Source organism: Brevundimonas sp., from assembly GCF_044336875.1.
Lineage (GTDB): Bacteria > Pseudomonadota > Alphaproteobacteria > Caulobacterales > Caulobacteraceae > Brevundimonas.
Map to the genome: position 1 here is coordinate 315,568 of NZ_JBIIOP010000002.1, position 21,371 is coordinate 336,938.

Here is a 21,371-nt window from a genome sequence, read left to right on the forward strand (position 1 = left end):
GATCCCGACCGCGCCCCGGGTCGCCAAGGCGGTCTGGCCCGTGAAATCCGTCATGGTCGTCCTTTCGTCTGATGCAGAGAGGGGCGTTTACCGGAAGCCCGCAGTGGAGTATCGACCCCTATCTCAATCCGGGCCACCGTGTGGGAGCGAGGCGAATAAACGCAGCACCGGCCGGTTCGCCAGGCAGCCTGCGTTGAAGGCGCCGCTTGTACTGATCGACCAAGCATAAAGAGTTTTTCGGGAGTCCGCGACAAGACCCCGTCAACCTGGGACGGCCCGCTCGCCGCGGACCATGTTAAATCCCGATCCGCAGACCAGCCAAAGGCGAGGCTCGGGTCGTTCCGCGATGGAGCCCGGCGTCGGGTACGGCGGCGCTGGTCCCGATCCCGACCAGGGGCTAGTCTCTCGACGTGCTCAGCTATCCTCGTCGCCTCAGAAGCTTGGCCGTCGCGCTCGCCGCGCTCGCCGGCTTTGTCGACGCGATCGCCTTCCTGCAGCTGGGCGGCTTTTTCGTGTCCTTCATGAGCGGGAATTCCACTCGGCTGGGCGTCGGCCTGGCGCAGGCGCCGGTCGCCGCCTTGATCGCCGGAGGACTTATCGTATGTTTCGTCCTTGGGGTGGTGACGGGCTCGCTTGTGGGGCGCCACGCCGGCCGACGCCAACGACCGGCGGTGCTGGGGGTGGTCGCGCTCATTCTCTCGCTGGCGGGCATGGCTCATCTGGCCGGTCTCGTTCACCCTTCAGCTCTGCTCCTCGCGGTGGCGATGGGGGCGGAAAACGCCACTTTCGAACGAGACGGGGAGGCCCGGATCGGGGTGACCTACATGACGGGCGCATTGGTAAAGCTGGGACAGGGCCTAGCGTCAGCCTTCACCGGAGGCGACCGCAAAGCGTGGCTCGCCTATCTGTTCCTCTGGGCGGGTCTGGTGTCGGGCGCCTTCCTCGGTGCCATGGCCTATTCCGCAGTCGCCGGACAGGCTGTCTGGTGCGCAGCGGGCGTGGCGGCCCTTCTATCGCTCCTCGCTCTCATTATAAATCCGGAATGAAAGCTTGCTTGGCCAAAGCCTCGCGACGTGACGCGACGAGCGCGCCATCTGCCTGTGCTGATCATCGGCGTTTGACCCCGTGACATGATTGCTGATGCGCGATCAGACGCCATGAGAGACTGACCGCCATGCTCGAAGCCTCGAGCTTTTTGTCCTGTCCGACGAAGCCTCAGGGCGCGCGACCGCCTCACCGGCAAGCCAATAACCCATATCCCACGGCCTTAAAGCTTCACGCCTTTCAGCCGCACGGCATTGGAGATTATGCTGACGGACGACAGCGACATGGCCAAGGCTGCGATCATCGGGGACAGCAGCAGGCCGAAGGGTAGAGCGCTCCCGCCGCGATCGGCACGCCTAGGGCGTTGTAGCCGAAGGCGAACAGCAGGTTCTGGCGGATGTTGCGGATCGTTGCCCTGGACAGGCCGCGCGCGCGCACCACTCCGTTCAGGTCACCCGACAGAAGGGTGACGCCGGCGCTCTCAATCGCCACGTCGGCAGCGGCGCCCATGGCCACCCCGACGTCGCCGGCGGCGAGGGCGGGGGCGTCGTTGACCCCGTCGCCGGCCATTGCGACGATGCGGCCCTCATTTGCAGGCGCTCGACTACTACGGCCTTGTCGGCGGGGGAGACGTCGGCCTCGACCTGGTCGATGCCCGGGCGGACGGCCACCGCGCAGGCGGTGACGGCGTTGTCGCCGGTCAGCATGAGGATGCGGATGCCCTCGCCGTGCAGGGCGCGGATGGCCTCGGTCGTGGTGGGCTTGACCGGATCGGCGATGGCGAGCGCCCCGGCTAGGGCTCCGTCCACGGCGACCAGGATGGCGGGGGCGCCGTCGCGTCATAGCGTCTAGGTCTTGGCATCTTGCCTGCAGGCGGTGTTTGGCTCGCCGCCGAGCCGTAGTCGAGACCCCTGTCCGCTGACGCCGCAGCGCGGTGATCCCATCCGGGGGTCGGAATGAGCGGCTTCGCCAGGTTGGCTATCGCAGGTCGCGCCCTCGGCTCTGGCCGCGAGGATTCGAACTTGACCCTGCGGCTTGCAATCCGTCCGGCTTGACAATCTGGACCGGACGGGATGCGCCCCCGCAAGGGCGGATCCGGGGCGCGCCATCCCGCCCAAGCCAGCAGCCGTCTAGGTGTCGTGTCCGACAACCGATGCAGGCTTGCGAATGAAGCGGACCCGCTCGTGCTTCAGATCCGGCTCGGCATGGAAGCCTGCCGCCCCCCAAGCGATTTTTTGGGGCTCAGTTTGAGACGGGTGGTGTCCGATCCACCACTCCAACTTGCGAGCTGCCTTGGGCAGGATGCCGCTGACCAATCGCTCGATGTCTCGAAAGCTGAGATCGACCACAGCCTGTCGTTGGCGCGCCAGATAGGCGGCAAGCGGATCGTATTTGCCCATGATTAACAATAGCCACGTCGGACGCGGGCCTCAAGCCGGCGTCTCAGGAAGCAACGGGGGCGTGTGTGCACCTTCAAAGCTGCGAAGACGACCTGATCAGGCGAATGCCGCGCCCATGTTAGCCTTCGCTGCGCGGAATGCTGGAAGACCAACGCCAGCCTGCTTCGCCGAAGAGACTTCATCATTACGACCTCTGTGTGAAAATATTGGACCGTCAAGCCATGTGAACGGCGGTTTCCGCCCCGGATGACACCTCGGGCTTGCATGTCATCACGCCCCGGCTTCGTCATATCGGACATGCCGGGTATAACGGGGCAGGGGACGGACCACATGGACCGGAGCCTAGATGGTTCGGGCCGAACTCTACGGAGCTCCGTCCCGGACCGTCGCCCCGCGGCCGCCCCACCGGCGCAGGCCAGTGTTCGCCTGCGGCCTCTTCGCGGGAGCGGTCGCGTCGCTCGACGACGATGGATGTTCTGCAGGCGCGGTTACGATCAAGAGTCGGTTTCACGCCCTACGGATGGGGCCGAAGGAATGCCGATGGCGCACTATACTCTGGTCAATAATGATGGTCGCAGTTCCGAGCTCTTCGAAAAGAACGTCGAAGCTTCGCATGACGACGCCCGACGGCTTGCCCGTCAACCTCTGGATGCGGCCCCCAAGCTTCACGATGCCATGGTCATGAAGCGGGGGCTGGATACTGCCATCCTCAGCCGGCCGAACTGACGCCCGATCCCGCTGATGGAACCGACCCGGAGAAGAAGAGATGGATCAGCCTCTGGCTCGCAACTCGAATGCCTCCGCTGCAATCCCCGGAGGCAGCAGACGAGACCCGGCGAGCATCTCCCTGAGCGTGACGAAGTCGAGAGGTTTTGTGAGATAGGCATTCGCGCCGGCCGCCAGGCCCACGTGCTGATCTTCCAGCCGAGCCGACGCGGACAGGATAACGATCGGGGTCGCGAGACGTGGACATGGTCGCCCGCGAATAAGCCGCGACGCCGCCCTTGGGATCCTCGCGCGGGCCGCCGTCCTCGCCCGCCTCGGCCAGGCTGTTGGGTTCATAGTTGGCGCGGCCCTTGGGCACGGCCATCTGCATATGGCCGTCGCCTTGGAAGTTCTGGAAGGGGCAACCCTTGGCCTGATTGATCGGGATCTGGTGGAAGTTGACCTCAGGCATCAGGCCGATGAAATCCCAGAAGGTGTCATGGACGCTGGCCGCCTGGAGATAGCCCTTGTCGGCCTCCATCTTCACCGCATGGATCAGATCCGGGAATTTGATCGCGTCCATGCCGCCATACCTGGCCTTCCACTTGTAGATGGTCGGCGAGCGCAGCCCGTGCTTCCTGCACAGATCCGCCACCGGAACACCGGCCTCCTGCTCGCGCATCCCGATGATCTGCTCTTTCGTGAAGCGTGATCGCTTCATTCTGTCCGTCCTTTCGAGGGGCGGACTCTAGCCATTCCTAGAGGAGTTTCAGGGGGTCACGTCAGGCGCGACCGGGCGCGGCGCTCAAAAAGGAAGCCGATTACAGAGCGATCTTCAGGGAGGACGCCGCCCACCCGATGGCCATGTATCATGTCACCACAGTGTTGCTGATGCAGGTCGAGGCATACTTCCGATCCATTCGAAAAACGACTGATCGGGCTTTGGTCAACAAAATGAAATTCCATGTACTGACGGTGTTGGCTTGGACGCTAAATGGGAACTCCACCCTACCGGGCCAGCGGATCTCGCAGCTTGATCCGACGAATGTGAACGACGCGATGCTTCAGAAGGTGGCAGCCTGGGTGTTCGGGGAGTTCTCGAACTTCGGAGCAACCGATGCCAAAGCGAGGGATCCGAACTTCACGAAGCGCTTGAAGGACAACTGGAGCGTTTCAGCCACGGCCTAATCACGGCCAATCGGGGGAGTGAGCGTCGCATTGTTAGAGCTGCAGAGCCGTCTTGTGTTGGGCGCTGCGATGGCCTGCGATCGAAAATGACGGTATCGTGGAAGTCTGCCAGTCGCTCATGTCGGTATGGATTGTCGGTATCAAAAGCCGCTCTGAGATTGGTGCCGAGCTGAGCTCGGCAGACGTGCTGACGGCCTTTTGTCTGCGGATAGGTAGCTGTGCATGAATGTCGGTATCTCAAGTATATCGAAGAAAAGGCGTCGATAAATCAATGCCTTCCAGCCCATTGGACGATCGAGTGGGCGTGAGGGTGAGGGCATGATGGTTCGGCCCTTTCGCGAGGGGGCGTTGATGACCCGGTGATATTAGCGGGCGAATCCGGACAGGACGATCCCGTATCCCTACGGTGGAACAACGGGCGGAAAGGCTGGACGTTTTCAGTTTGTGGCGCGACGCAGTTGGCGGACGGGTAGGAGCCTCACTGCGCCAGTCGGCGCAGCGTCCGGAAGGTCACCGAGTATCGGAGCAGATCGCCCGGCGCGATGCTGTGCTGCCAGACCTCACGCGCGGGGCCGTCGAGGAGATAGCCGGAGCCGGGGGTTAGGATCTAGGATGCGCGTCGCCAACCGCCGACTTCGGGGCGACGGAAACGCAGCACGCAGTCAGAGACGAATGACAGGCCGACGACCTTGCCGTACTCGGGGCGGTCCCGATGCCAGCCGATGCCGGCGCCTGGCGTGTACTCGGTGACGAGGGCCTGGACGAGTTCGGCCTCGGGAACGTCGGCGAAATCCGCCGCAGTGGCCCGCAGGGGGATCAGCCAGTCGGGGAGGGGATCAGCTTGGGCAACCCGGTTGTGAGTGAAGTCGTACCGGGAGCCGAACGAGACCGTCCGGCGGTTGCCCTTGAACCCGCGAAAGTCGAAGGGGGCGAAGGGGAGCTTTCGAGCCCGGCCGATCAGATCCTCCTGGACCTCCGGCGAAACGACGGCGTCGGCATAACGCAGACCGGACGGCTCATGCCGGTCCGGCACGGAACCCGGTTCCGGGAAGAGCGCGAAGGTGTCGGTCATGGGATCAGCGCAGCTGGCTGTCCTTGCTGCCGCGTCGGTTGATGCCGGCGACGACGACGCGGCTGTCCCGGCCGGACTGGCAAGGCACGCAGGTGGTGACCCCGGGGACCGCCAGACGGCGCCCCTCGGGGATGGGATCGCCGCATTCGATGCAGTCCTCGGTCCCTTCGCCGGCGGGCATGCGGGCGCGAGCGGTCAACACGCCGTCGAGGATGGTGTCGTCGATCTGATCCAGAACCGCTCCGTCGCGGGTCCAACCTCCAGCCATCTGGGGCTCCGTTTCTTCATTTGTGGAAACAACGAGATAGGAAATTCGGCGGCCACCACGCGTTGCCGCCGGCCGGGTGCGCCCCGCCGGGTTTCTCAGGAATACGCTGATCGGCTGATCACAGGCTGGGGCGCCGGCGATCCTCCATTAGGCAACTCCGCCGTATGGAACGTCGTCCTCCAGCGTCGATTCTCTCAGTAGGGCATCAAGCTGCGAGGACACGAACATGCCAGAGAAGAACGACAGCACGGACCGGTGGGGCGGACCGGGGGCGAGTCACGAAGACCGTTCGAAGGCGAAACCGGATCCCGTCGTCAAGGATGCGGACGCGCCCGATCACCTCTCTCCGAGAAGCCAGATATCTTCGGGCGGCGAGCGGGATATCCACCATGGCCATTCTCCGGAAGCCAAAGGCGCCCGGCAGGCGACCAGTGAAGAGAAGCGCCACGAGCGCGACAACCGGCACTAGGCGCGTCCGATGGCTCATCAGAACACCACCTCATCGTCGGCGACCGCGCAAAACGCCGCAACCGATCCGCTCGCGCCGGGTGACCAATCGCGTGACGGCGAGCGCGGGGCCGAACCCCGGAGCTATGCCGACGGCACGCCGGAAACATCCGCCGTCGCGTCGCCTACCGCTGCTGAACTCGCGGACTATGCGGACGAGGGCGAGGCCCTCAACGCGGACGATGTGCCGCAGGGCCGGACCCACGCGGATCGGGCTGACCGGTTCGAGCGGCAATCGCCGCAGGGGCCGAAGACCGTCGCCGGCAACCGGGACAGGCTGAAAGGCGAATAGAGCGAAACGACCGCCTGGCGGAAGACAGGCCGGTCGTTTGCTTCAAGCTCCGCGATGGCTTTGGGCGAGCGTCAGTGCGGCCGATCCGCATCCGCTTCGTCGGCCTGATCCACCATTTCCTGGTGCGCGCGCACGACGGGCAAGGTCTTGGCCGCCCATCCCTTGAGCGCCGCGTTGCCGCCGACGCGACCGTAGGTTTCCAGCAGCGACGCGGTCTCGTTATGGGCGGCTTCCTGTTGCTGCAGATAGACGCGATCGAAGTCCTGGTCCGTCGCGCCGCGAAGGTTGTCGATGAGACCTTGGTGGCGCTGGTCGAGCGCCGTCGGGACAGTCAGGCCGGCGGCGGTGGCGATGGGCTTGAGTTCGTCACCGGCCTTGGAGTGATCGGTCACCATCATTTCGCCGATGCGCTTGATCGCCGGATTGCGGGACCGCTCCGCTGCGATCCTGCCGGCCTCGACCTCATACATGCCGCCGATGGCCGCGTTAGCGACGAAGCCGCCGTCGGTCGTCGCGCCGGCGGGACCGGCCGCTGTGCCGACCACGCTGGCGGCGTGATCCTGAGCGGCGTTGACGGCCTGGTTCTGCTGGTCCGACGCGCCGCCGGTTTCCTGCTGGCAAGCCGCGGTGAAGAGGGCGAGCCCGCAGGCTCCGGCGAGTAGGGCGTGTCTCATCAGGTCCTCCCTTGGATGAGACCAAAATGCATGTTGTGCGACGGCGTTCCAAGGTCGCTCGCCGCCCCGGATCAGGCGATCGCGGGATCACCGTCCGCGTTGGGAACCGTTCGCCTGACGCCGGGGGTTTCGATCATCACCGGCGGCTCGGTCGGCCGGGCCGGCGGCAGACAGAGATATCGGGCGGCAAGGGCGCCGCCGCGCAGGCGCAAGGTGAGCTCGGTCAACTCGCCGACCGTCGCCAGTTGCTGCGCGAGGTGGCGGGCGGAACGCTCCGCTGACTTGCCGCTCAGAAAATACTGGTCCCCGATATCGGCGCTGGCGGCGACGCGCCAACCGACCGCCAGGGGCTCTACGACGACTGTGTGCATGCATGACCTCCCTGTTGAACGACAGCGATTTGGTTTGACTCAACCGACTTGCAAGAGGGCCCGCCGTCTCTTCCGAGCCTCGGAACCTGAGCCGTACCTGCTCGTTTTTTCCGCCGTGCTTTGCAGGGAGATGTCGTCATGCCGACCTATGTCTTCCATCTGCATGATGGGCCGGACACCCCTCCGCGGCGGGAAACTGTGGAGGCCAGCGATGATCAGGAGGCGCGCGCGCTGGCCGAACTGCGGCTCACGCTCGGCGCGGCTTCAAACATGTTGAAGTTGAGCGGGACGGGGTGGAACTCGCCCGACTGCACCGCGACAACGAATGGGCACGCCACGCCTGAAGCGGTCCTCGATTGGTCCCGAGATCGTGAGTTGCGAAACCAGCGCTCCCGGCGTTTTTCCCCCTCGGGAGGAAAGGAAATGAGCAGCGAAACGAATACCCTGTCAGCCCCCGATTTTGGTCCTGACGACATCGAGCTGTTGGGTAGGCAACTGGCCGAACGCGGATTTTACGTTATCGGCCGGCTGGCTCCAGCAAGCCGGAAACCGCCGCGGCCACCTGCCCTGAATGCGCGACCGAGCCCCCAAGCCACAAGACCTGGCTAAGGGCAGGGTTCTCGATCAGGGGTTCTGGACCGCTGCAGCTTCCGGCGTCACCGGAGCCAGTTCAGCCGCCTGGGACCTGGCGGGCGGTGCATCGACCACGACAGACCCGTCGTCCTCGATCTCCTCGATCGAGAGAATGGCCTCGCCGGCCGTCATCAAGGGCGCGGCGGCGTCCCCGGCCTGGACGTCGGTTTCCGACATCACGTGGACCTTGCGAGACGGACCGCCGTCCTGCCCGAGCCCGACCCTGTAGAGCCGCAGGCTCATGTTCCGGTCCCGAAGCCGTCGGGGCCTCCGGCGCCGGCGGCGCCTTCGCCGCCGCTGGCGGGGCGTTCGGGCGTCTGGCCCGGCTGATCCGCGCCGCCCTGGTCAGGGCGACGAACGCCGGCGCCGGTTTCGTCGTCTACGCCATTTTCGTCGGGGCGGGGCGTGCTGGTGTCGGTCATGGCGACTCTCTTCTGCTCCTGGAAGAAAGCGGGCGAGCCGATGCGGGTTCCAGTGTCGGCGAGCGAACTGAGAAACCCCAACGGTCCTTCAGCATTCAGGGCAAGGACCACGGAGGGATCGATGAAACGCTATGCCTACGCCTGGATCACCCTGGGCTTCTTCGCCATCTCGATGATCGGACACTGGCTGTTCGGCTGGTTCACCTTCGTCGACGACGCCCGCGAGCACGGCCAGGCCGTCGAGTTGACGCCCTATCTGATGATGATGGGCCGGGACACCTTCGAGAACTGGCAGTCCGAGTTCCTGCAACTGCTGTGGCAGGTCGTCGGCCTGGCCTACTTCCTCTACGTCGGCTCGCCCGCGTCCAAGGAGAATGACGACCGCACCGAGGCCAAGCTGGACGCCCTTTTGCAGCTGGTCGGCAAGGAGCGGGGGGAGGCCATCATCTGCGAAATCGACGAGACCCACGAGCGGCGCGGCGGGCACGCCAAGATCCATGTGGACCCGCCGTTCAATGCCTAGGGTGTCAGCTCCCGAGGCGACGACGCCGATCAATCCGCCTCCCGCGCGGGGCCCTCGCAACGGCGATCTGCCCGCCTACGTCGGCAACGGACTGATCGGGCTGCGCGTGCGCGAACAGCCGCTACAGGCCGGCATGATGATCGTCAGCGGCTTCGCGGGGGAGCATCCGGAACGCCGGATCGAAGCCGCCGCGCCGGCGCCGTATCCTCTGGCCGGTGATCTCGCCCTCAATAACGTCTGGCTCAGCGACCAGCCGTCGGCGGTGTCGAACCTGATGCAGGCCTATGACTTCGCCACCGGAGAGTTGACCAGCGGCTTCCGGTACGAGGCGGCGGGCGTCATCGCCGAGGTCGAGGTCCTGACCTTCGCCAGCCGATCGGCGCCCTCCATCGTCCTGCAGGAGATCACCGTTCGCGTCGATCAGGCCTGCGAGCTCGCCCTGCGCGCCGTGGTCGAGACGAGCGGCTTGAGAGGACGGGTGATCCGGCGTCGAACCGATACCCCCGGGGAGCCGGAGCCGGTCTGTGACGGCTCGCTTCTGTGGGAGTCGGAAGGCGGGCTCAGCACCTGCGGCTTCGCCCTGGCGACGGAGGTGGTTGGAGGCGCGGCGGACCGGTCGGTGCAGACCTGGGACATTTCCGGACCGTTGCGCACCGAGTACAGGCTCCGCGCTCGAGCCGACCGCACGGTGAAGCTCCGCCAGCTGGTCGCCATCCTGCCGTCGGTCGTTCACGACCGGCCCGACGAGGAAGCGGTGCGTCGCGTGGCGCGCGCCCAAGGCAGCGGGGTCGAGACGCTGCGCCGGCGCAATCGCAAGGCGTGGGCCGAAATCTGGAAGGGCCGGATCGTCGTGCACGGGGCGGAAGCCGAGCACCAGGCCATGATCGACGCGGCGGTCTTTTACCTCAACTGCTCGACCCACGAGGCGTCTCCGTCCGCGACCTCGATCTTCGGTCTCGCGGCCTGGCACGACTACAACTACTATTTCGGCCATGTGATATGGGACGTGGACGCCTTCTGCGTTCCCCCGCTGCTGTTCTTCCAACCTGATGCGGCGCGCGCCATCCTCGACTTTCGCACCCGGGGGCTGCCCGCGGCCCGATCGATCGCCCGGCTGTCCGGGCGCGACGGAGTTCAGTTTCCGTGGGAGGCGGCGCCGCTGTCGGGGCAGGAGGCCTCGCCCGGGGGCGGCGACGGCGCGGCCCACGAGGATCATGGCTCCCTCCACACGGCGCGCGCCTTCGGCCTCTACGCCGACGTCACCGGCGACGACGCTTTCCTGAGGGAACACGCCTGGCCGGTCCTGTCGGGCGTCGCGGACTGGATCGTCAGCCGCACGACGCGGACGAAGCGCGGACTGGGAAATCCTGCGCGCGACAGGGCCGGCCGAGGTGCCTGAGCCGCCTGACAATGACGCCTTCACGATCATGGCCGCCAAACAGGTCTTGCGCCGTGCTGTGCGAGCGGCCGAACAGACGGGCGGGCGGCTCCGCCGGAATGGGCGATGACCGCAGACGACCTGTACCTGCCGGTTCGGTCTGACGGGGTGATCGCCGCGCACGACGGCTTCCGGGTGTCCGAGCCGAAGGGGGCGACGCCGTCCCCCTTGGCGGGACTGTTTCCCTACGATCATCCCGCGTCGGAGCGGGAGCGGCGCAACACCCTCGACTTCTATTTGAAGCACTGGGCCGAATACGTCGGCGCGCCGATGTTCCCGGCGCTGTACACGACCTGGGCGGCCATGGCGGGCGACCGCAACCTGTCGCTCAGGCTCTTCTAGGAGGGTTATGCCGCCTACGATCAGGGGCGCTTCCACCAGTGTCTCGAATATCGCCCTGATCATCCCGACAGCCAGGTGAAGGCCGGCCCCTTCTTCGCCAATCTCGGCGGCATGCTGTTGGGTCTGATGCTCGGCTTGACGGGGGTTGTCGTCGACGACGGCGATCCCGGGACTTGGCCGCGCCGTCCCGTCGTCCTGCCCAGGGGCTGGACCGCTATCGAGATCGGGCGGGTCTGGGTGAGGGGACGCCCGATGCGCCTAACGGCGCGTCAGGGCGCGAACCGGGCCGTCCTAACGCCGGCGGCCTGATCCTGAACCGGCCCTGCGACGGTCTGTTTCCCATGGAGGAGATCGAGATGATCCAGACCCAGACACCTGCGGAACCCCCGCCCACGGAGAAGCCGACCGAAATGGCGCCGACGCCCTTGTCGCCGGAGGAAGCGCACCGCCTGGGTTTGAAGACCGAGCAGGAGGCTCGCCGACAGGCTGAGGTCGGCCAGATCGTGCGTGGCGACGGGGGCTAATCGGGCTGGGATCGCGTCCGGCATCGAACATTGGAACGCTGTCGCGGCGAACGTTTTTTATGGGCTCAACCTTCAACGTGGAGAGCCCAGATGGCTGAGAAGACCCTCGACAACCTGTTCTACGACACGCTCAAGGACATCTATTACGCTGAGCGGAAGATCGTGAAGTCGCTGCCCAAGATGGCGCGTGGCGCGAACTCACCCGAGCTCAAGGCTGCCTTCGAGAAACACCGCGAAGAGACCGAGGGCCAGATCGAACGCCTGCAGCAGGTGTTCGAGATCATCGGCAAACGCGCCATGGGCAAGACCTGCGACGCGATCGAGGGCATTCTCGCCGAAGGCGACGAGATCCTCGAGGAATATGCCGGTACGGACGCGCTGGACGCCGGCCTGATCGCGGCGGCCCAGGCGGTCGAACACTATGAGATCACCCGGTACGGCACGCTCAAACGCTGGGCGACCCTGCTCGGCTTCGACGATGCTGCGGCCCTGCTCGATGAGACCCTGCAGCAGGAATCCGCGACGGACGAGAGTCTGACGGCCCTCGCCGATGCGGCAGCCAACGCCAGGGCCCAGGGCGCCGCGGCGGCCTGATCCGCCATGGCGGACGGACTGATCCGCGGCGCGATCCCGGCGAAAGCGGTCCATCTCTGCGTCGACATGCAGCGGATGTTCGCCGAGGACACGCCCTGGCGGACGCCGTGGATGGAGCGGGTGCTGCCGGTCGTAGTCGGACTGTGCGAACACAAGGCCGACCGGACCTGGTTCACCCGCTTCATTCCCGCCGCCACGGTCGGCGAAGGCTGGGGCACCTGGCGCGGCTACTGGGAACGCTGGCCGGACATGACGATCGAGCGGCTGGGCGCCGACAAGGCCGATCTGATCCCGGCGCTCGCCGCCTTCACGCCGCCGGCCCGCGTGCTGGACAAGCGCATATATTCGCCTTGGCCGGGCACGGGGCTCGACGACGCCCTGCGGGCGGGCGGTGTCGATACGCTGGTCGTCACCGGGGCGGAGACTGACGTCTGCGTCCTGGCCGCCGTGCTTGGGGCGGTCGATCTCGGCTATCGGGTGATCGTTGTGACCGACGCCCTGTGCAGTTCCTCCGACGAGAGCCATGACGCCTTGCTGGACCTGTACCGCAATCGCTATGGACAGCAGGTCGAGACGGCGCAGAGCGCGGAGGTGCTCGCCTGTTGGCCTGCCTAACTCTCCAGCTGCTCCATGCGGCACTGGGCGGGCGGCTTGTCGGGACGGAAGCGCAACAGCTTCGTCCCGTGGCGGAAGCGATCATCGGACACCTGGTCGAAGCCGACTTCGACCACCCGCTCGGGCCGCAAGGGCTCCCAGGCCGCAGACCGTTCGATGGACCAGCGGCTCGGCCCGCCGGGGGCGCGGCCGCTGAAGCCTTCACTACCGCGCAGCGCTTCCAGGTTGCGGGTCAGGGCGATCTTGTCGACGCCCGCGAACCCGGATGTATGGCCAACGTGGTTGAGCTTCCCCTCGTCATCATAGAGGGCGAGCAGCAGCGAACCGACAACGGGCGCGTCTGACGCATAGCGGAAGCCGCCGATGACGCAGTCCGCCGTGCGGGCGCGCTTGACCTTGATCACGGCCCGCTCCCCTTCGAGGTAGGGGCCGTCATCGGCCTTGGCCACCACACCCTCCAGCTTGCCCTCGTCGAGCCACGCCTGGGCGAGACGTCGGTCGGTCGTACCGGGCGTCAGCGTGAGGTCGGCCGACTGATGAGCCTTCAAGAAGGCCTCCAGTCGCTTGTGTCGCTCTGACCAGGGCCGGCTTCTGAGATCGGTCCCGTCGACATCAACGAGCATGTCGAAGAGGGCGTAGATCGCCGGGGTCTCACGCGAGAGGCGCTGGATGCGGCTTTCCGCGGGGTGCAGGCGGGCCTGCAGCACCTCGAAGGAGAAGGCGTCGCCGTCGCGCGCCAGCAGTTCGCCGTCAAGACCGAAGCGGGCTTCCGGAAGGGCGGCGAGGCGATCGACCACCTCGGGAAGAAATCGGTTCAGCGATTTTCCCGATTTGGCGATGAGCTCCACCTGACCGTTTCGCTTGAAGGCCAGACAGCGAAACCCGTCCCACTTGGGCTCGTAGACCCAGCCGAACCTTCGGGCAGGTCGGGTCGAGAGCGGGCCTCCATGGGGCGGGCGTCCAGGTCGGTGCGCATCGGGCTCGGCCTCAACCCGGCTTCAGCACGACCTTGGTCCACTCGTTCTGGTTTTCCTTGAAGTTCTTGTAGCCCTCGGCGGCTTGTTCCAGCGGCAGCCGGTGAGAGATCAGGTCCGTGGTGTCGATCTTGCCGTCTAGGATCAGCTGCAGAAGCTGGGGCAGATAGTTCTGCACGTGGGTCTGGCCGGTCTTCAGGGTCAGGCCCTTTTCCATGAAGGCGCCGATCGGCCATTTGTCGGCGAAGCCGCCGTAGACGCCGGGCACTGAGACCGTGCCGCCCTTGCGCACGGCCATGATGGTTTCGCGGAGCACGTGGGGGCGGTCGGTGCCCAGGATCTTCGTCTCCTGCTTGATCGCGTCGACGATATTGTCCGGCGAGAAGCCGTGGGCCTCCATGCCGACGGCGTCGATGCAACTGTCCGGACCGATGCCGGCGGTCATCTCCATCAGGGCCTCGCGCACCTTGACCTCGTGGTAGTTGAGCACTTCCGCGCCGTTCTGCTTCGCCAGCTCCAAGCGACGCGGATGGTGGTCGATGGCGATGACCCGGCCGGCGCCCTGGAGGACGGCGCTTTTGATCGCGAACAAACCGACGGGACCGCAGCCCCAGATGGCCACGGTGTCGCCGGGCTGAATCTGGGCGTTCTCGGCCGCCATCCAGCCGGTGGGGAAGATGTCGGACAGAAACAGGACGCGCTCGTCCTCGATGCCGTCCGGGATCTTGATCGGGCCGTAGTCGGAGTAGGGCACCCGGGCGTACTCGGCCTGGCCGCCCGCATAGCCTCCGGTCAGATGTGAATAGCCGAAGGCGCCCGTCATGGCGTAGCCGTAGGCGATCTCGGAGGCGTCGGCCTTCTCGGCCGGATTGGAGTTGTCGCAGGCGGCGGGCATCTTGTGGTCGCAGAAGAAGCATTTGCCGCAGGCGATGACGAAGGGCACCACGACCCGGTCGCCGCGCTTCAGCGTCGTGTTGGCGGGGCCGACCTCCTCGACCACGCCCATGAATTCGTGGCCCAGGATGTCGCCGTTCGACATGCCCGGGATCATGCTGTCGTAGAGGTGCAGGTCAGAGCCGCAGATGGCGGTGGCGGTGATCCTGATGATCGCATCGCGCGGATTGACGATCTGGGGGTCGGGCACGGTATCGACCTGGACGTTGTGTTTACCGTGCCATGTGAGTGCGCGCATGAGACTCTCGCTGTTTGAATGGTGGTCGGCGTGGCCGGGATCAGAAGTGACGGCTGGCGCGGGGCGCAGCGTCGGGCGCTTTCGACGTCGAGACCTCGCCAGTCTCCATCAACTGCTTGAAGCGCCGCAGTTCCCGGCGGGCTTGGATGCGCGGCTCACGCTGCAGGACCTTGGCGACCACCTTGCCGACGGCGCCGGCAGGCGGATCATAGCTGATGAAGATGCGGACCTCGGTGCCGCGACCAAAGGCGTTGTCCTTGAATCCGACCCAGCCCTCATGATCGACGTCGGATCCTTTGCTGGAGCGCCAGGCGATCCGCTCGCCGGGGATATCCTCGGTGATCTCGGACACCAGATCGATTTCGGTGCCCGCCGGCCCGGCGATGGTCCACTGCGACCGGGTGTCATCCAGGATTTCCACCTCCTTCACGTTCTCGGTGAAGGAGGGCAGGTTCGTGAAGTCCCGCCAGAACGCATAGAGCTCCTGGCGCGGTCGGTTGATCATGGCCGCACGGATGCTCGAAGCGGCGTGGTCGCCCTCGACATTGTCCTTGTCGATGAAGGCGGGGGAGGCGACCTCGGCGTCGGTCGAAATAGGGTCGGTGTCAGGCATGGCGAACTCCGTCTGCTAGCTCTTCCCAATCCGCTCGGCGGCCCGGCGTTCCAGCGTCGCAATACGGAACTTTGATTGCCGTGACCGATTTCCGGGTCTGACCAGAAATCGGAGATTCCCATGTCGGATAGCGCACTTAGCTCAGCGGAGACCGCCCGCCCTCTGGCCCTCGTCACGGGCGCCTCGTCCGGCATCGGCTATGAACTCGCCAAGTTGTTCGCATCGGATGGCTTCGATCTCGTGGTCGCCGCCGACATGCCTCTGGCCGAAGCGAAGCAAACCTTCGAGGCACTCGGCGCACGCGTCGAAACACTTCAGGCCGACCTCTCCACGGAGGATGGTGTCCAGTCGCTCTACGCCATCGTCGCCGGCCGGCCGGTCGATGCGCTCGCCGCCAACGCCGGTCACGGGCTCGGCCAAGGGTTCCTCGACCAGGACTTCGACGACATCCTGCACGTCATCAACACCAACATCACCGGAACGACGCGGCTGCTGCATCTGGTGGGTCGCGACATGCGCGCTCGCGGCAGGGGGCAGATCCTGCTCACCGGCTCGATCGCCGGCTTGATGCCAGGCGCCTTCGCGGCGGTCTACAACGCCTCCAAGGCCTATGTGGACAGCTTCTCCTTCGCCCTGCGCAACGAGCTGAAGGACAGCGGCGTCAGCGTCACCGTCCTGATGCCGGGACCGACCGACACCGAGTTCTTCCACCGCGCCGGCCTCGACGACACGGTCGTTGGCCAGGCCAAGAAGATGGACGCCGGCGATGTCGCCAAGATCGGATACCACGCCATGCAGCGCGGCGAAGGCGACGTCGTCGCCGGGGTGATGAACAAGGTGCAGGCGGCGATGGCGGCCGTGACGCCGCAGACGGTCCTGGCCGAGATGCATCGCAAACAGGCCGAGCCGGGGAGCGCGAACTGATGTTCCAGAAGCTTCCCGCCTTCCTCGGCAAGGCGCTCGACGGTGTCCGCGCCGGCCCCGACAAACTCCTCCTGAACGAGGAGGCCGCCGCCGCACCCGAGACGATCCGAGTCGAGAGCGCCGCGTTCGACGATGGTCAGGCGTTACCTGTCCGGTTCACCGCCGATGGCGAGGGAGTCTCGCCGCCGCTGGCGTGGTCGAACCTTCCAGCCGAGACCCGCCAAGTCCTGGTGGTGGTCGAGGACCCCGACATTCCCGCGCCTCAGCCCTTCATCCACCTGATCGCGGTGTTCGATGCGGCGACGGCCTCGGTCGCGGAGGGCGATCTCAAGGAAGGCTCAGGCTCCGGTCGCTTCGGCAAGCATTCGATGGGCGGGATCGGCTGGCTGCCAAACGACCCCCCGCCGGGACATGGGCCCCACCACTACCTGTTCCAGGTCTTCGCCCTGAACCGCGTCATCGACTGGGGCGCCAAGCCCGACAAGGACGAGGTCAAGGCCGCCCTCAAGGATGCGGTCATCGCCAAGGGCGTCCTGGTCGGCGTCTACGAACGGATTCGATCCGCCTGACGATCAGGCCACCTTCGCTCGCGGAGACCTTCACCGGCGTCGGCGAGAAGGTCAGGGACAATGAAGGGCGGGCGACGCGGGTTTCCCACGCCAAGTTCACGGGACTGCTCAAGGGCGAACTGGAAATCCTCCCAGGCCTGTCGCCCGAACTCGCTCAGGGGATCGCCTCCACGCCCGCGCGCTTTGAGGTCGTCGCCCGGGGAGCATCTGGACGACAAGATCTCGACCCACCGAGGCTTCGCCCTGAAGATCCTCGGCGTCGACGGCCCCCGTATCGTGGAGACGGTGGAGGCGGCGACGCAGGACTGGCTGTTCGAGGCCGAGGAAACCGGTTTTCTCAACAAGGACGCCGGCCGATTCCTGCTGAACCTGAAGGCCGGCGTCTCCCATGCGCCCGATCTGCCGGAGGGGGTCAAGAAGGTGGTCCGCGACGTCTCGGCCGCGACGCAGACGGCGCTGAAGGCGGTGGGCCTGCCGTCGCGAAGCCTGGGCTTCTTCGGCCACCCGCCACGCCACCCTCTGGCCGAAACCTACTTCAGCCAGGCGCCGATCCGGTGGGGCGACCACATCGGCAAGCTCGGCCTCTCCCCCACGGAGGATACCGTGGACGCCCTGATCCAGACCGCGCTTGAACTCGGCGGCGATCCCGACGTCTTCCGCCACGCCATGGTGGAGCAGTTCGCCCAGACCGGCGCCGCGTTCGAGCTCAGGGTCCAGCTCTCGACCGACATCGACAGTATGCCGATCGAGGACGCCTCGGTTCGCTGGGACGAGAACGACAGCCCTTATCGGACTGTCGGCGTGATCCGGTTTCCGCCTCAGAGCGCGTGGAACGAGCCAAGGCGCAGGCCTGGGACGAGCGCATGGGATTCAACCCGGCTAACAGTCTCGAGGCGCACCGACCGCTCGGACAGATCATGCGCGCTCGGCTGTTCGTCTACAAACGTCTGCAAGACTGGAGAAACGCCACGAACGCCGTCCAGAAGGTCGAACCGATGAACCTGGCAGATCTTCCCGACTGACCGGTCGTCGGACCGGGTCGGCGAACGAACGGTGGAACCAACGGCGTTCGGCCAAGTTTCGCAACCAACTGAAGACCTTACTGGAACATTTGACGATGAAACCGCCACGATGGCGCGCCGGCGGCCCTTGGTTTTCATCAGCCGCATGCCCCAGGCCTTCAGGCTCGACCACCTGATCGAGCGCATGAGCATGGCATTGGCGGCTGCATAGAGGGTGGCGCGCACATCGGAGTCGCTGGCATGGGATATGCGACCGGGATTGTCTTTCTCGCCGGATTGGAAGCGTCGAGGCGTCAGTCCGAAGTGGGCGCCGACGGTGCGCGAGCTCTTGAAGCGGGTCGGGTCATCGACGGCAGCCTTGAAGCTCAGCGCCGTGATCTCGCCGACGCCCGGAATGCCCATGAACCGGGTGCAGACCTCATCTTCGTGAGCCGCCTTTCGCACCCGTCGATCGAGCTCCATGAAGGTGTCGAACAGCATCTGACGCGCTTGGAGCATCGGCAGGAGGGCGTGGCTCAGCGCCGGATCACTCTCGACGGTGTCGCGCACTGCGACGTTGAACGCGCCGCGCGACAGGCGCATCGGCAGCTTCACGCCGAACACTTTCAGCAGGCCGCGGATCTCGTTCTCGAGGTCGATGCATTTACGCTGCATTACCTTGCGGCTGGTCAGCAGGGCCCGCAGGTGATGGCTTTCGACGCTCTTCACATGAACGCGGCTGTACCAGCCCGAGCGCAGGATCTGGGCGATGCCACGGGCGTCGTGCCTGTCGGTCTTGTTGCGCATGGCTGACAGGGCCGCAGCCACCTGCCTGGCCTCCATGCAGACGACTTCGAAGCCAGCTTCGCGAAGGCCGTAGGTCAAGTGTTGGGTCAACGTGCCGGCCTCCAGGCGACCTCGTGGATCGGCTCGCCGAACTCCTTCAGGCATCGGACCAGGTCCGGTACGTCAGAGGGCACAGATCGCTCGAGGCGGACCTTCCCATCTTCATCGATAATGCAGACCGCCACTGAGCGCAGCGACACATCCAACGCAGCGTAGAACATAGTCGTCTCCCTTCATCTCGGACTGAGCCGAGCATCTTATGGGAGCTTGCCCCATCGCGGGACTGCCCGATTACGCATGCTTCTGGCGCACTGACGACATTGGCCGACCATTCAAATGACGGTATCGTCGAGTCCCGCCAGTTGATCGTGTCGGTATGGATCGTCGGTATAGAAGCCGCTCTGAGGTCGGAGCCATTTGCGCTTGGCGGACTCGCCAGCGGCGGTTACGTGTCGATAGATGGCGAGATCACTGAAATTTTATATTGGCAAAATTCCCGTTAGTTTTCAGTAGTCGTGTATAAGTGTCGGTATCGCTGACGGCATATTCAGTAGATCAAAGAAAAGACGCTGATAAATCAGCGCCTTCGGGTCTTTTGGACAATCGAGTGGGAGTGAGGGAAGGGGGCGTGCGGGAGCGGCCTCCGGCGAGGGGATTCGGTTGACGACAGGGCGACATTAGCGGTCGGGTTGGGATAGCGCGAACCCGTAGCCCTACGGTGGTGGAGGGTGGCGGAGAGGCTTGATCTCTCGTGCGTACCTAGGGTCCGCTTCTGACCCATTGCGGCGGTTCGAGATGTCTGTTCCAGGTACACCGGTCGTAGGCACGACTGCGACCGATCACGGCTGGGGCGTCGCTTTAGCTTGCCGGTTCCGGCGCAGGTCCGCTCCCGCACGTCCCAGACGACACGCCAACAGCCGCCAAGCCTGCAACGGTCGCAGACGTGATCGTGACGGGATCATCTACTTCACCGCGAGAGCGGTTACGGGCCGGGCCGCCCCGGCTTCGTCGCGCCATATCGAAGCCCATCGATCAACAGCATAACCATGCGTTCGGTGTGAGCCGCGCCACCATCGTCGGAGGCCACGGCCAAGTTCCCGATTGCGCGGAGAAGGTCATAGGCCGCGACGCCCGCCCGGATTTCGCGGCTGAGGGCGGCCGCCTCCAGCAGCATGGACAAGGCGGGCTCGAACCGTTTGCGAAAATAGTCGGGCAGGGCGGCGAAGGCGGGATCGCCGGAGTGGAGGGCGGCCGCCAATCCCTGTTTGGTCGCGATGAACCGCGTGTAGCGCATCAACCAAGCCGCCAGCGCCTCCCCAGGCCGGTGTTGGGCGGCGAGCGCACCGGCCGCGTCGGCGCAGGCATCGACCTCACGTCGAAACACGGCCGCGACCATGTCGGCTCTTGTCGGAAACCGACGGTAGAGAGTCGCCAGGCCGACGCCGGCCTGGGCAGCGATTTCGCGAATAGGTGCGTCCACTCCCGAGCGCGCGAACACGATCTTGGCGGCTTCCAGGATCGCTTCCTCGTTCCGCCGCGCGTCGGCGCGCATGCGTGGTGCGGCCGTTTGGTCATCCGCCGTCGTCATAGGCGCGGGCTCGGCCGCCAGTCGCGACTTGGTCGACATTGTCGCCAACATCCTCTCTTGATAAGTGGAACGGTGATCCGTATTTGACTTTATCGGATCAATGATCCGTTTTCTAGTCGCAGCAGCGCCCCCGTTAGGCTTTACAGGAGCTTTTGTCATGAAGACCATTCTCATCACCGGCAGCTCGTCGGGCTTCGGGCTTGAGACCGCCCGCTATTTCCTTGATCGCGACTGGACGGTGATCGCGACGATGCGCGCACCGCAGGAGGATCTGCTGCCTTCTTCCGAACGGCTTCGCATCATCGAGCTCGACGTGACCGACGCCGCCAGCATCGCCCGGGCCGTGCAGGAAGCGGGGCCGATCGACGCCCTTGTCAACAATGCGGGCGCCGGCCTGATGGGGGCGCTGGAAGGCGTGTCGATTGATGCGATCCGCCAGCTTTTCGAGTTGAACACCTTCGGAACAATGGCGGTGACCCAGGCGGTCCTGCCGGGCCTTCGCGCGCAGGGCTCGGGCGTGATCGTCAACCTGTCGTCGGCCGTGACCCTCAAGCCGTTGCCGATGCTGTCCGCCTACACGGCCAGCAAGGCGGCGGTCGAAGCCTTCAGCGAGGACCTGGCCCTTGAGGTGGAGCCGTTCGGGATTCGCGTGAGGTTGGTCATCCCGGGGCGCGCCCCGGAAACCTCGTTCAGCACGACCGCTCGCGCCCGTTCGCAGGGCGGCGTCCCTGAAGCCTACGCCGTCTGGGCCAAGCAGGTCTTTTCCGCATCGCCGCAGCCGCCTGTCGAAATCACCACGGCGAGCGATGTGGCGGAAGCGGTCTGGCGGGCCGTGACGGAGCCGTCTTCGCCGTTTCGCATCCCCGCCGGTGAAGACGCCGTCACGCTTGCCGCCGGCGCCGTCTAACGCCGAGGTTCGCCGTTCCCTCTTCCGGAACGCTGTTTGACGCTTCCCGACACTAAGGGCTGCAGGCGCCGAACCCCAGATTGGCCTGACAAGTTGTCGAGCGTCTTTTCTGATCCCGCGCCTGTCGCGGGGGCGTCTCATCCCA

The 21,371-nt window shown here is 65.5% G+C and carries 27 protein-coding genes and 2 pseudogenes; 15 read left to right on the plus strand and 14 right to left on the minus strand.

The features are described from left to right. Window positions 1–440: 440 nt before the first annotated feature. Window positions 441–1,046, plus strand: coding sequence for a YoaK family protein (locus ACIQ1T_RS04855; RefSeq protein WP_395943400.1), 606 nt, complete (start codon window positions 441–443; stop codon window positions 1,044–1,046). Between the two features lie 221 nt (window positions 1,047–1,267). On the opposite strand, the pseudogene ACIQ1T_RS04860 reads toward ACIQ1T_RS04855, so the two are convergent. Further along, window positions 1,268–1,880, minus strand: a pseudogene (locus tag ACIQ1T_RS04860) (HAD-IC family P-type ATPase); the annotation flags it as partial. Window positions 1,881–2,174: 294 nt separating this feature from the next. Next, window positions 2,175–2,444, minus strand: a complete 270-nt coding sequence (locus ACIQ1T_RS04865; RefSeq protein ID WP_395943401.1) for a toxin-antitoxin system, antitoxin component — start codon at window positions 2,442–2,444, stop codon at window positions 2,175–2,177. Window positions 2,445–2,984: 540 nt separating this feature from the next. On the opposite strand from ACIQ1T_RS04865, the gene ACIQ1T_RS04870 reads away from it, so the two are divergent. Continuing rightward, window positions 2,985–3,170: a hypothetical protein gene (locus ACIQ1T_RS04870; protein WP_395943402.1), complete on the plus strand. Its 186-nt coding sequence runs from the start codon at window positions 2,985–2,987 to the stop codon at window positions 3,168–3,170. A 556-nt stretch (window positions 3,171–3,726) separates the two neighbouring features. Here ACIQ1T_RS04870 and ACIQ1T_RS04875 read toward each other — a convergent pair. Further along, window positions 3,727–3,870 (minus strand): annotated as a pseudogene (locus tag ACIQ1T_RS04875) (transposase); the annotation flags it as partial. Window positions 3,871–4,007: 137 nt separating this feature from the next. Between ACIQ1T_RS04875 and ACIQ1T_RS04880 the strand changes: the two are divergent. Further along, window positions 4,008–4,337, plus strand: a complete 330-nt coding sequence (locus ACIQ1T_RS04880) for a hypothetical protein (protein WP_395943403.1) — start codon at window positions 4,008–4,010, stop codon at window positions 4,335–4,337. A 607-nt stretch (window positions 4,338–4,944) separates the two neighbouring features. Here the strand turns inward: ACIQ1T_RS04880 and ACIQ1T_RS04885 are convergent. Both ACIQ1T_RS04885 and ACIQ1T_RS04890 read right to left on the minus strand, forming a co-directional pair. Next, window positions 4,945–5,409: an alpha-ketoglutarate-dependent dioxygenase AlkB gene (locus ACIQ1T_RS04885; protein WP_395943404.1), complete on the minus strand. Its 465-nt coding sequence runs from the start codon at window positions 5,407–5,409 to the stop codon at window positions 4,945–4,947. A gap of 4 nt (window positions 5,410–5,413) precedes the next feature. Further along, window positions 5,414–5,677, minus strand: coding sequence for a DksA/TraR family C4-type zinc finger protein (locus ACIQ1T_RS04890; protein ID WP_395943405.1), 264 nt, complete (start codon window positions 5,675–5,677; stop codon window positions 5,414–5,416). Window positions 5,678–5,903: 226 nt separating this feature from the next. Between ACIQ1T_RS04890 and ACIQ1T_RS04895 the strand changes: the two genes are divergently transcribed. Both ACIQ1T_RS04895 and ACIQ1T_RS04900 read left to right on the plus strand, forming a co-directional pair. Further along, entirely contained in the window at window positions 5,904–6,146 is a 243-nt protein-coding gene (locus ACIQ1T_RS04895; protein ID WP_395943406.1) for a hypothetical protein, read from the plus strand. A gap of 9 nt (window positions 6,147–6,155) precedes the next feature. Beyond that, the gene (locus ACIQ1T_RS04900; RefSeq protein ID WP_395943407.1) at window positions 6,156–6,476 is read left to right on the plus strand and encodes a hypothetical protein; all 321 of its coding nucleotides are present in this window, start codon (window positions 6,156–6,158) and stop codon (window positions 6,474–6,476) included. 71 nt (window positions 6,477–6,547) lie between these two features. Here the strand turns inward: ACIQ1T_RS04900 and ACIQ1T_RS04905 are convergent, their stop codons facing one another. Then, window positions 6,548–7,150 (minus strand): DUF4142 domain-containing protein, encoded by a 603-nt coding sequence (locus ACIQ1T_RS04905; RefSeq protein WP_395943408.1) that lies wholly within the window; start codon window positions 7,148–7,150, stop codon window positions 6,548–6,550. Between the two features lie 71 nt (window positions 7,151–7,221). After that, a complete protein-coding gene (locus ACIQ1T_RS04910) occupies window positions 7,222–7,521 on the minus strand; it encodes a hypothetical protein (RefSeq protein WP_395943409.1) in 300 nt (99 codons plus the stop codon). Between the two features lie 138 nt (window positions 7,522–7,659). Between ACIQ1T_RS04910 and ACIQ1T_RS04915 the strand changes: the two genes are divergently transcribed. Continuing rightward, window positions 7,660–8,130 carry a hypothetical protein gene (locus tag ACIQ1T_RS04915; RefSeq protein ID WP_395943410.1) on the plus strand — a complete coding sequence of 157 codons (471 nt, stop codon included), beginning with the start codon at window positions 7,660–7,662 and terminating at the stop codon, window positions 8,128–8,130. A 15-nt stretch (window positions 8,131–8,145) separates the two neighbouring features. Here the strand turns inward: ACIQ1T_RS04915 and ACIQ1T_RS04920 are convergent, their stop codons facing one another. Further along, window positions 8,146–8,397, minus strand: a complete 252-nt coding sequence (locus ACIQ1T_RS04920) for a hypothetical protein (protein ID WP_395943411.1) — start codon at window positions 8,395–8,397, stop codon at window positions 8,146–8,148. Continuing rightward, window positions 8,394–8,576 (minus strand): hypothetical protein, encoded by a 183-nt coding sequence (locus ACIQ1T_RS04925; protein WP_395943412.1) that lies wholly within the window; start codon window positions 8,574–8,576, stop codon window positions 8,394–8,396. Before ACIQ1T_RS04925 ends, ACIQ1T_RS04920 begins: the two co-directional genes overlap by 4 nt. A 121-nt stretch (window positions 8,577–8,697) precedes the next feature. Between ACIQ1T_RS04925 and ACIQ1T_RS04930 the strand changes: the two genes are divergently transcribed. The 6 genes from ACIQ1T_RS04930 to ACIQ1T_RS04955 all read left to right on the plus strand — a co-directional run bounded on the left by ACIQ1T_RS04930 (window position 8,698) and on the right by ACIQ1T_RS04955 (window position 12,612). Then, the gene (locus ACIQ1T_RS04930) at window positions 8,698–9,099 is read left to right on the plus strand and encodes a DUF6766 family protein (RefSeq protein ID WP_395943413.1); all 402 of its coding nucleotides are present in this window, start codon (window positions 8,698–8,700) and stop codon (window positions 9,097–9,099) included. Next, window positions 9,092–10,498, plus strand: a complete 1,407-nt coding sequence (locus ACIQ1T_RS04935) for a hypothetical protein (protein WP_395943414.1) — start codon at window positions 9,092–9,094, stop codon at window positions 10,496–10,498. Before ACIQ1T_RS04930 ends, ACIQ1T_RS04935 begins: the two co-directional genes overlap by 8 nt. 105 nt (window positions 10,499–10,603) lie before the next feature. Then, complete coding sequence (locus ACIQ1T_RS04940; protein WP_395943415.1) at window positions 10,604–10,879, plus strand: hypothetical protein; 276 nt, start codon at window positions 10,604–10,606, stop codon at window positions 10,877–10,879. Window positions 10,880–11,052: 173 nt separating this feature from the next. Continuing rightward, window positions 11,053–11,403: a hypothetical protein gene (locus tag ACIQ1T_RS04945; RefSeq protein WP_395943416.1), complete on the plus strand. Its 351-nt coding sequence runs from the start codon at window positions 11,053–11,055 to the stop codon at window positions 11,401–11,403. Window positions 11,404–11,493: 90 nt separating this feature from the next. Then, complete coding sequence (locus ACIQ1T_RS04950) at window positions 11,494–11,997, plus strand: ferritin-like domain-containing protein (RefSeq protein ID WP_395943417.1); 504 nt, start codon at window positions 11,494–11,496, stop codon at window positions 11,995–11,997. A gap of 6 nt (window positions 11,998–12,003) precedes the next feature. Next, window positions 12,004–12,612, plus strand: coding sequence for a cysteine hydrolase family protein (locus tag ACIQ1T_RS04955; RefSeq protein ID WP_395943418.1), 609 nt, complete (start codon window positions 12,004–12,006; stop codon window positions 12,610–12,612). Here ACIQ1T_RS04955 and ACIQ1T_RS04960 read toward each other — a convergent pair. The 3 genes from ACIQ1T_RS04960 to ACIQ1T_RS04970 form a co-directional block, all read right to left on the minus strand. Then, window positions 12,609–13,484 (minus strand): ATP-dependent DNA ligase, encoded by an 876-nt coding sequence (locus tag ACIQ1T_RS04960; protein ID WP_395943462.1) that lies wholly within the window; start codon window positions 13,482–13,484, stop codon window positions 12,609–12,611. The genes ACIQ1T_RS04955 and ACIQ1T_RS04960 overlap by 4 nt on opposite strands. A gap of 115 nt (window positions 13,485–13,599) precedes the next feature. Next, window positions 13,600–14,778: a zinc-dependent alcohol dehydrogenase gene (locus ACIQ1T_RS04965; RefSeq protein WP_395943419.1), complete on the minus strand. Its 1,179-nt coding sequence runs from the start codon at window positions 14,776–14,778 to the stop codon at window positions 13,600–13,602. 40 nt (window positions 14,779–14,818) lie between these two features. After that, entirely contained in the window at window positions 14,819–15,391 is a 573-nt protein-coding gene (locus ACIQ1T_RS04970) for an SRPBCC family protein (RefSeq protein ID WP_395943420.1), read from the minus strand. Between the two features lie 120 nt (window positions 15,392–15,511). On the opposite strand from ACIQ1T_RS04970, the gene ACIQ1T_RS04975 reads away from it, so the two are divergent. After that, window positions 15,512–16,315, plus strand: coding sequence for an SDR family NAD(P)-dependent oxidoreductase (locus ACIQ1T_RS04975; protein WP_395943421.1), 804 nt, complete (start codon window positions 15,512–15,514; stop codon window positions 16,313–16,315). Beyond that, a complete protein-coding gene (locus tag ACIQ1T_RS04980) occupies window positions 16,315–16,884 on the plus strand; it encodes a YbhB/YbcL family Raf kinase inhibitor-like protein (protein WP_395943422.1) in 570 nt (189 codons plus the stop codon). The genes ACIQ1T_RS04975 and ACIQ1T_RS04980 overlap by 1 nt, the downstream gene beginning before the upstream one ends. An 818-nt stretch (window positions 16,885–17,702) precedes the next feature. Here the strand turns inward: ACIQ1T_RS04980 and ACIQ1T_RS04985 are convergent. Together ACIQ1T_RS04985 and ACIQ1T_RS04990 are read right to left on the minus strand one after the other, a co-directional pair. After that, window positions 17,703–18,770, minus strand: coding sequence for an IS110 family transposase (locus ACIQ1T_RS04985; RefSeq protein WP_395943423.1), 1,068 nt, complete (start codon window positions 18,768–18,770; stop codon window positions 17,703–17,705). A gap of 943 nt (window positions 18,771–19,713) precedes the next feature. Next, complete coding sequence (locus ACIQ1T_RS04990; RefSeq protein ID WP_395943424.1) at window positions 19,714–20,358, minus strand: TetR/AcrR family transcriptional regulator; 645 nt, start codon at window positions 20,356–20,358, stop codon at window positions 19,714–19,716. Between the two features lie 118 nt (window positions 20,359–20,476). Here ACIQ1T_RS04990 and ACIQ1T_RS04995 point away from each other — a divergent pair, with 118 nt between their 5' ends. Beyond that, window positions 20,477–21,226 carry an SDR family oxidoreductase gene (locus tag ACIQ1T_RS04995; protein WP_395943425.1) on the plus strand — a complete coding sequence of 250 codons (750 nt, stop codon included), beginning with the start codon at window positions 20,477–20,479 and terminating at the stop codon, window positions 21,224–21,226. The last annotated feature ends 145 nt before the right edge of the window (window positions 21,227–21,371 follow it).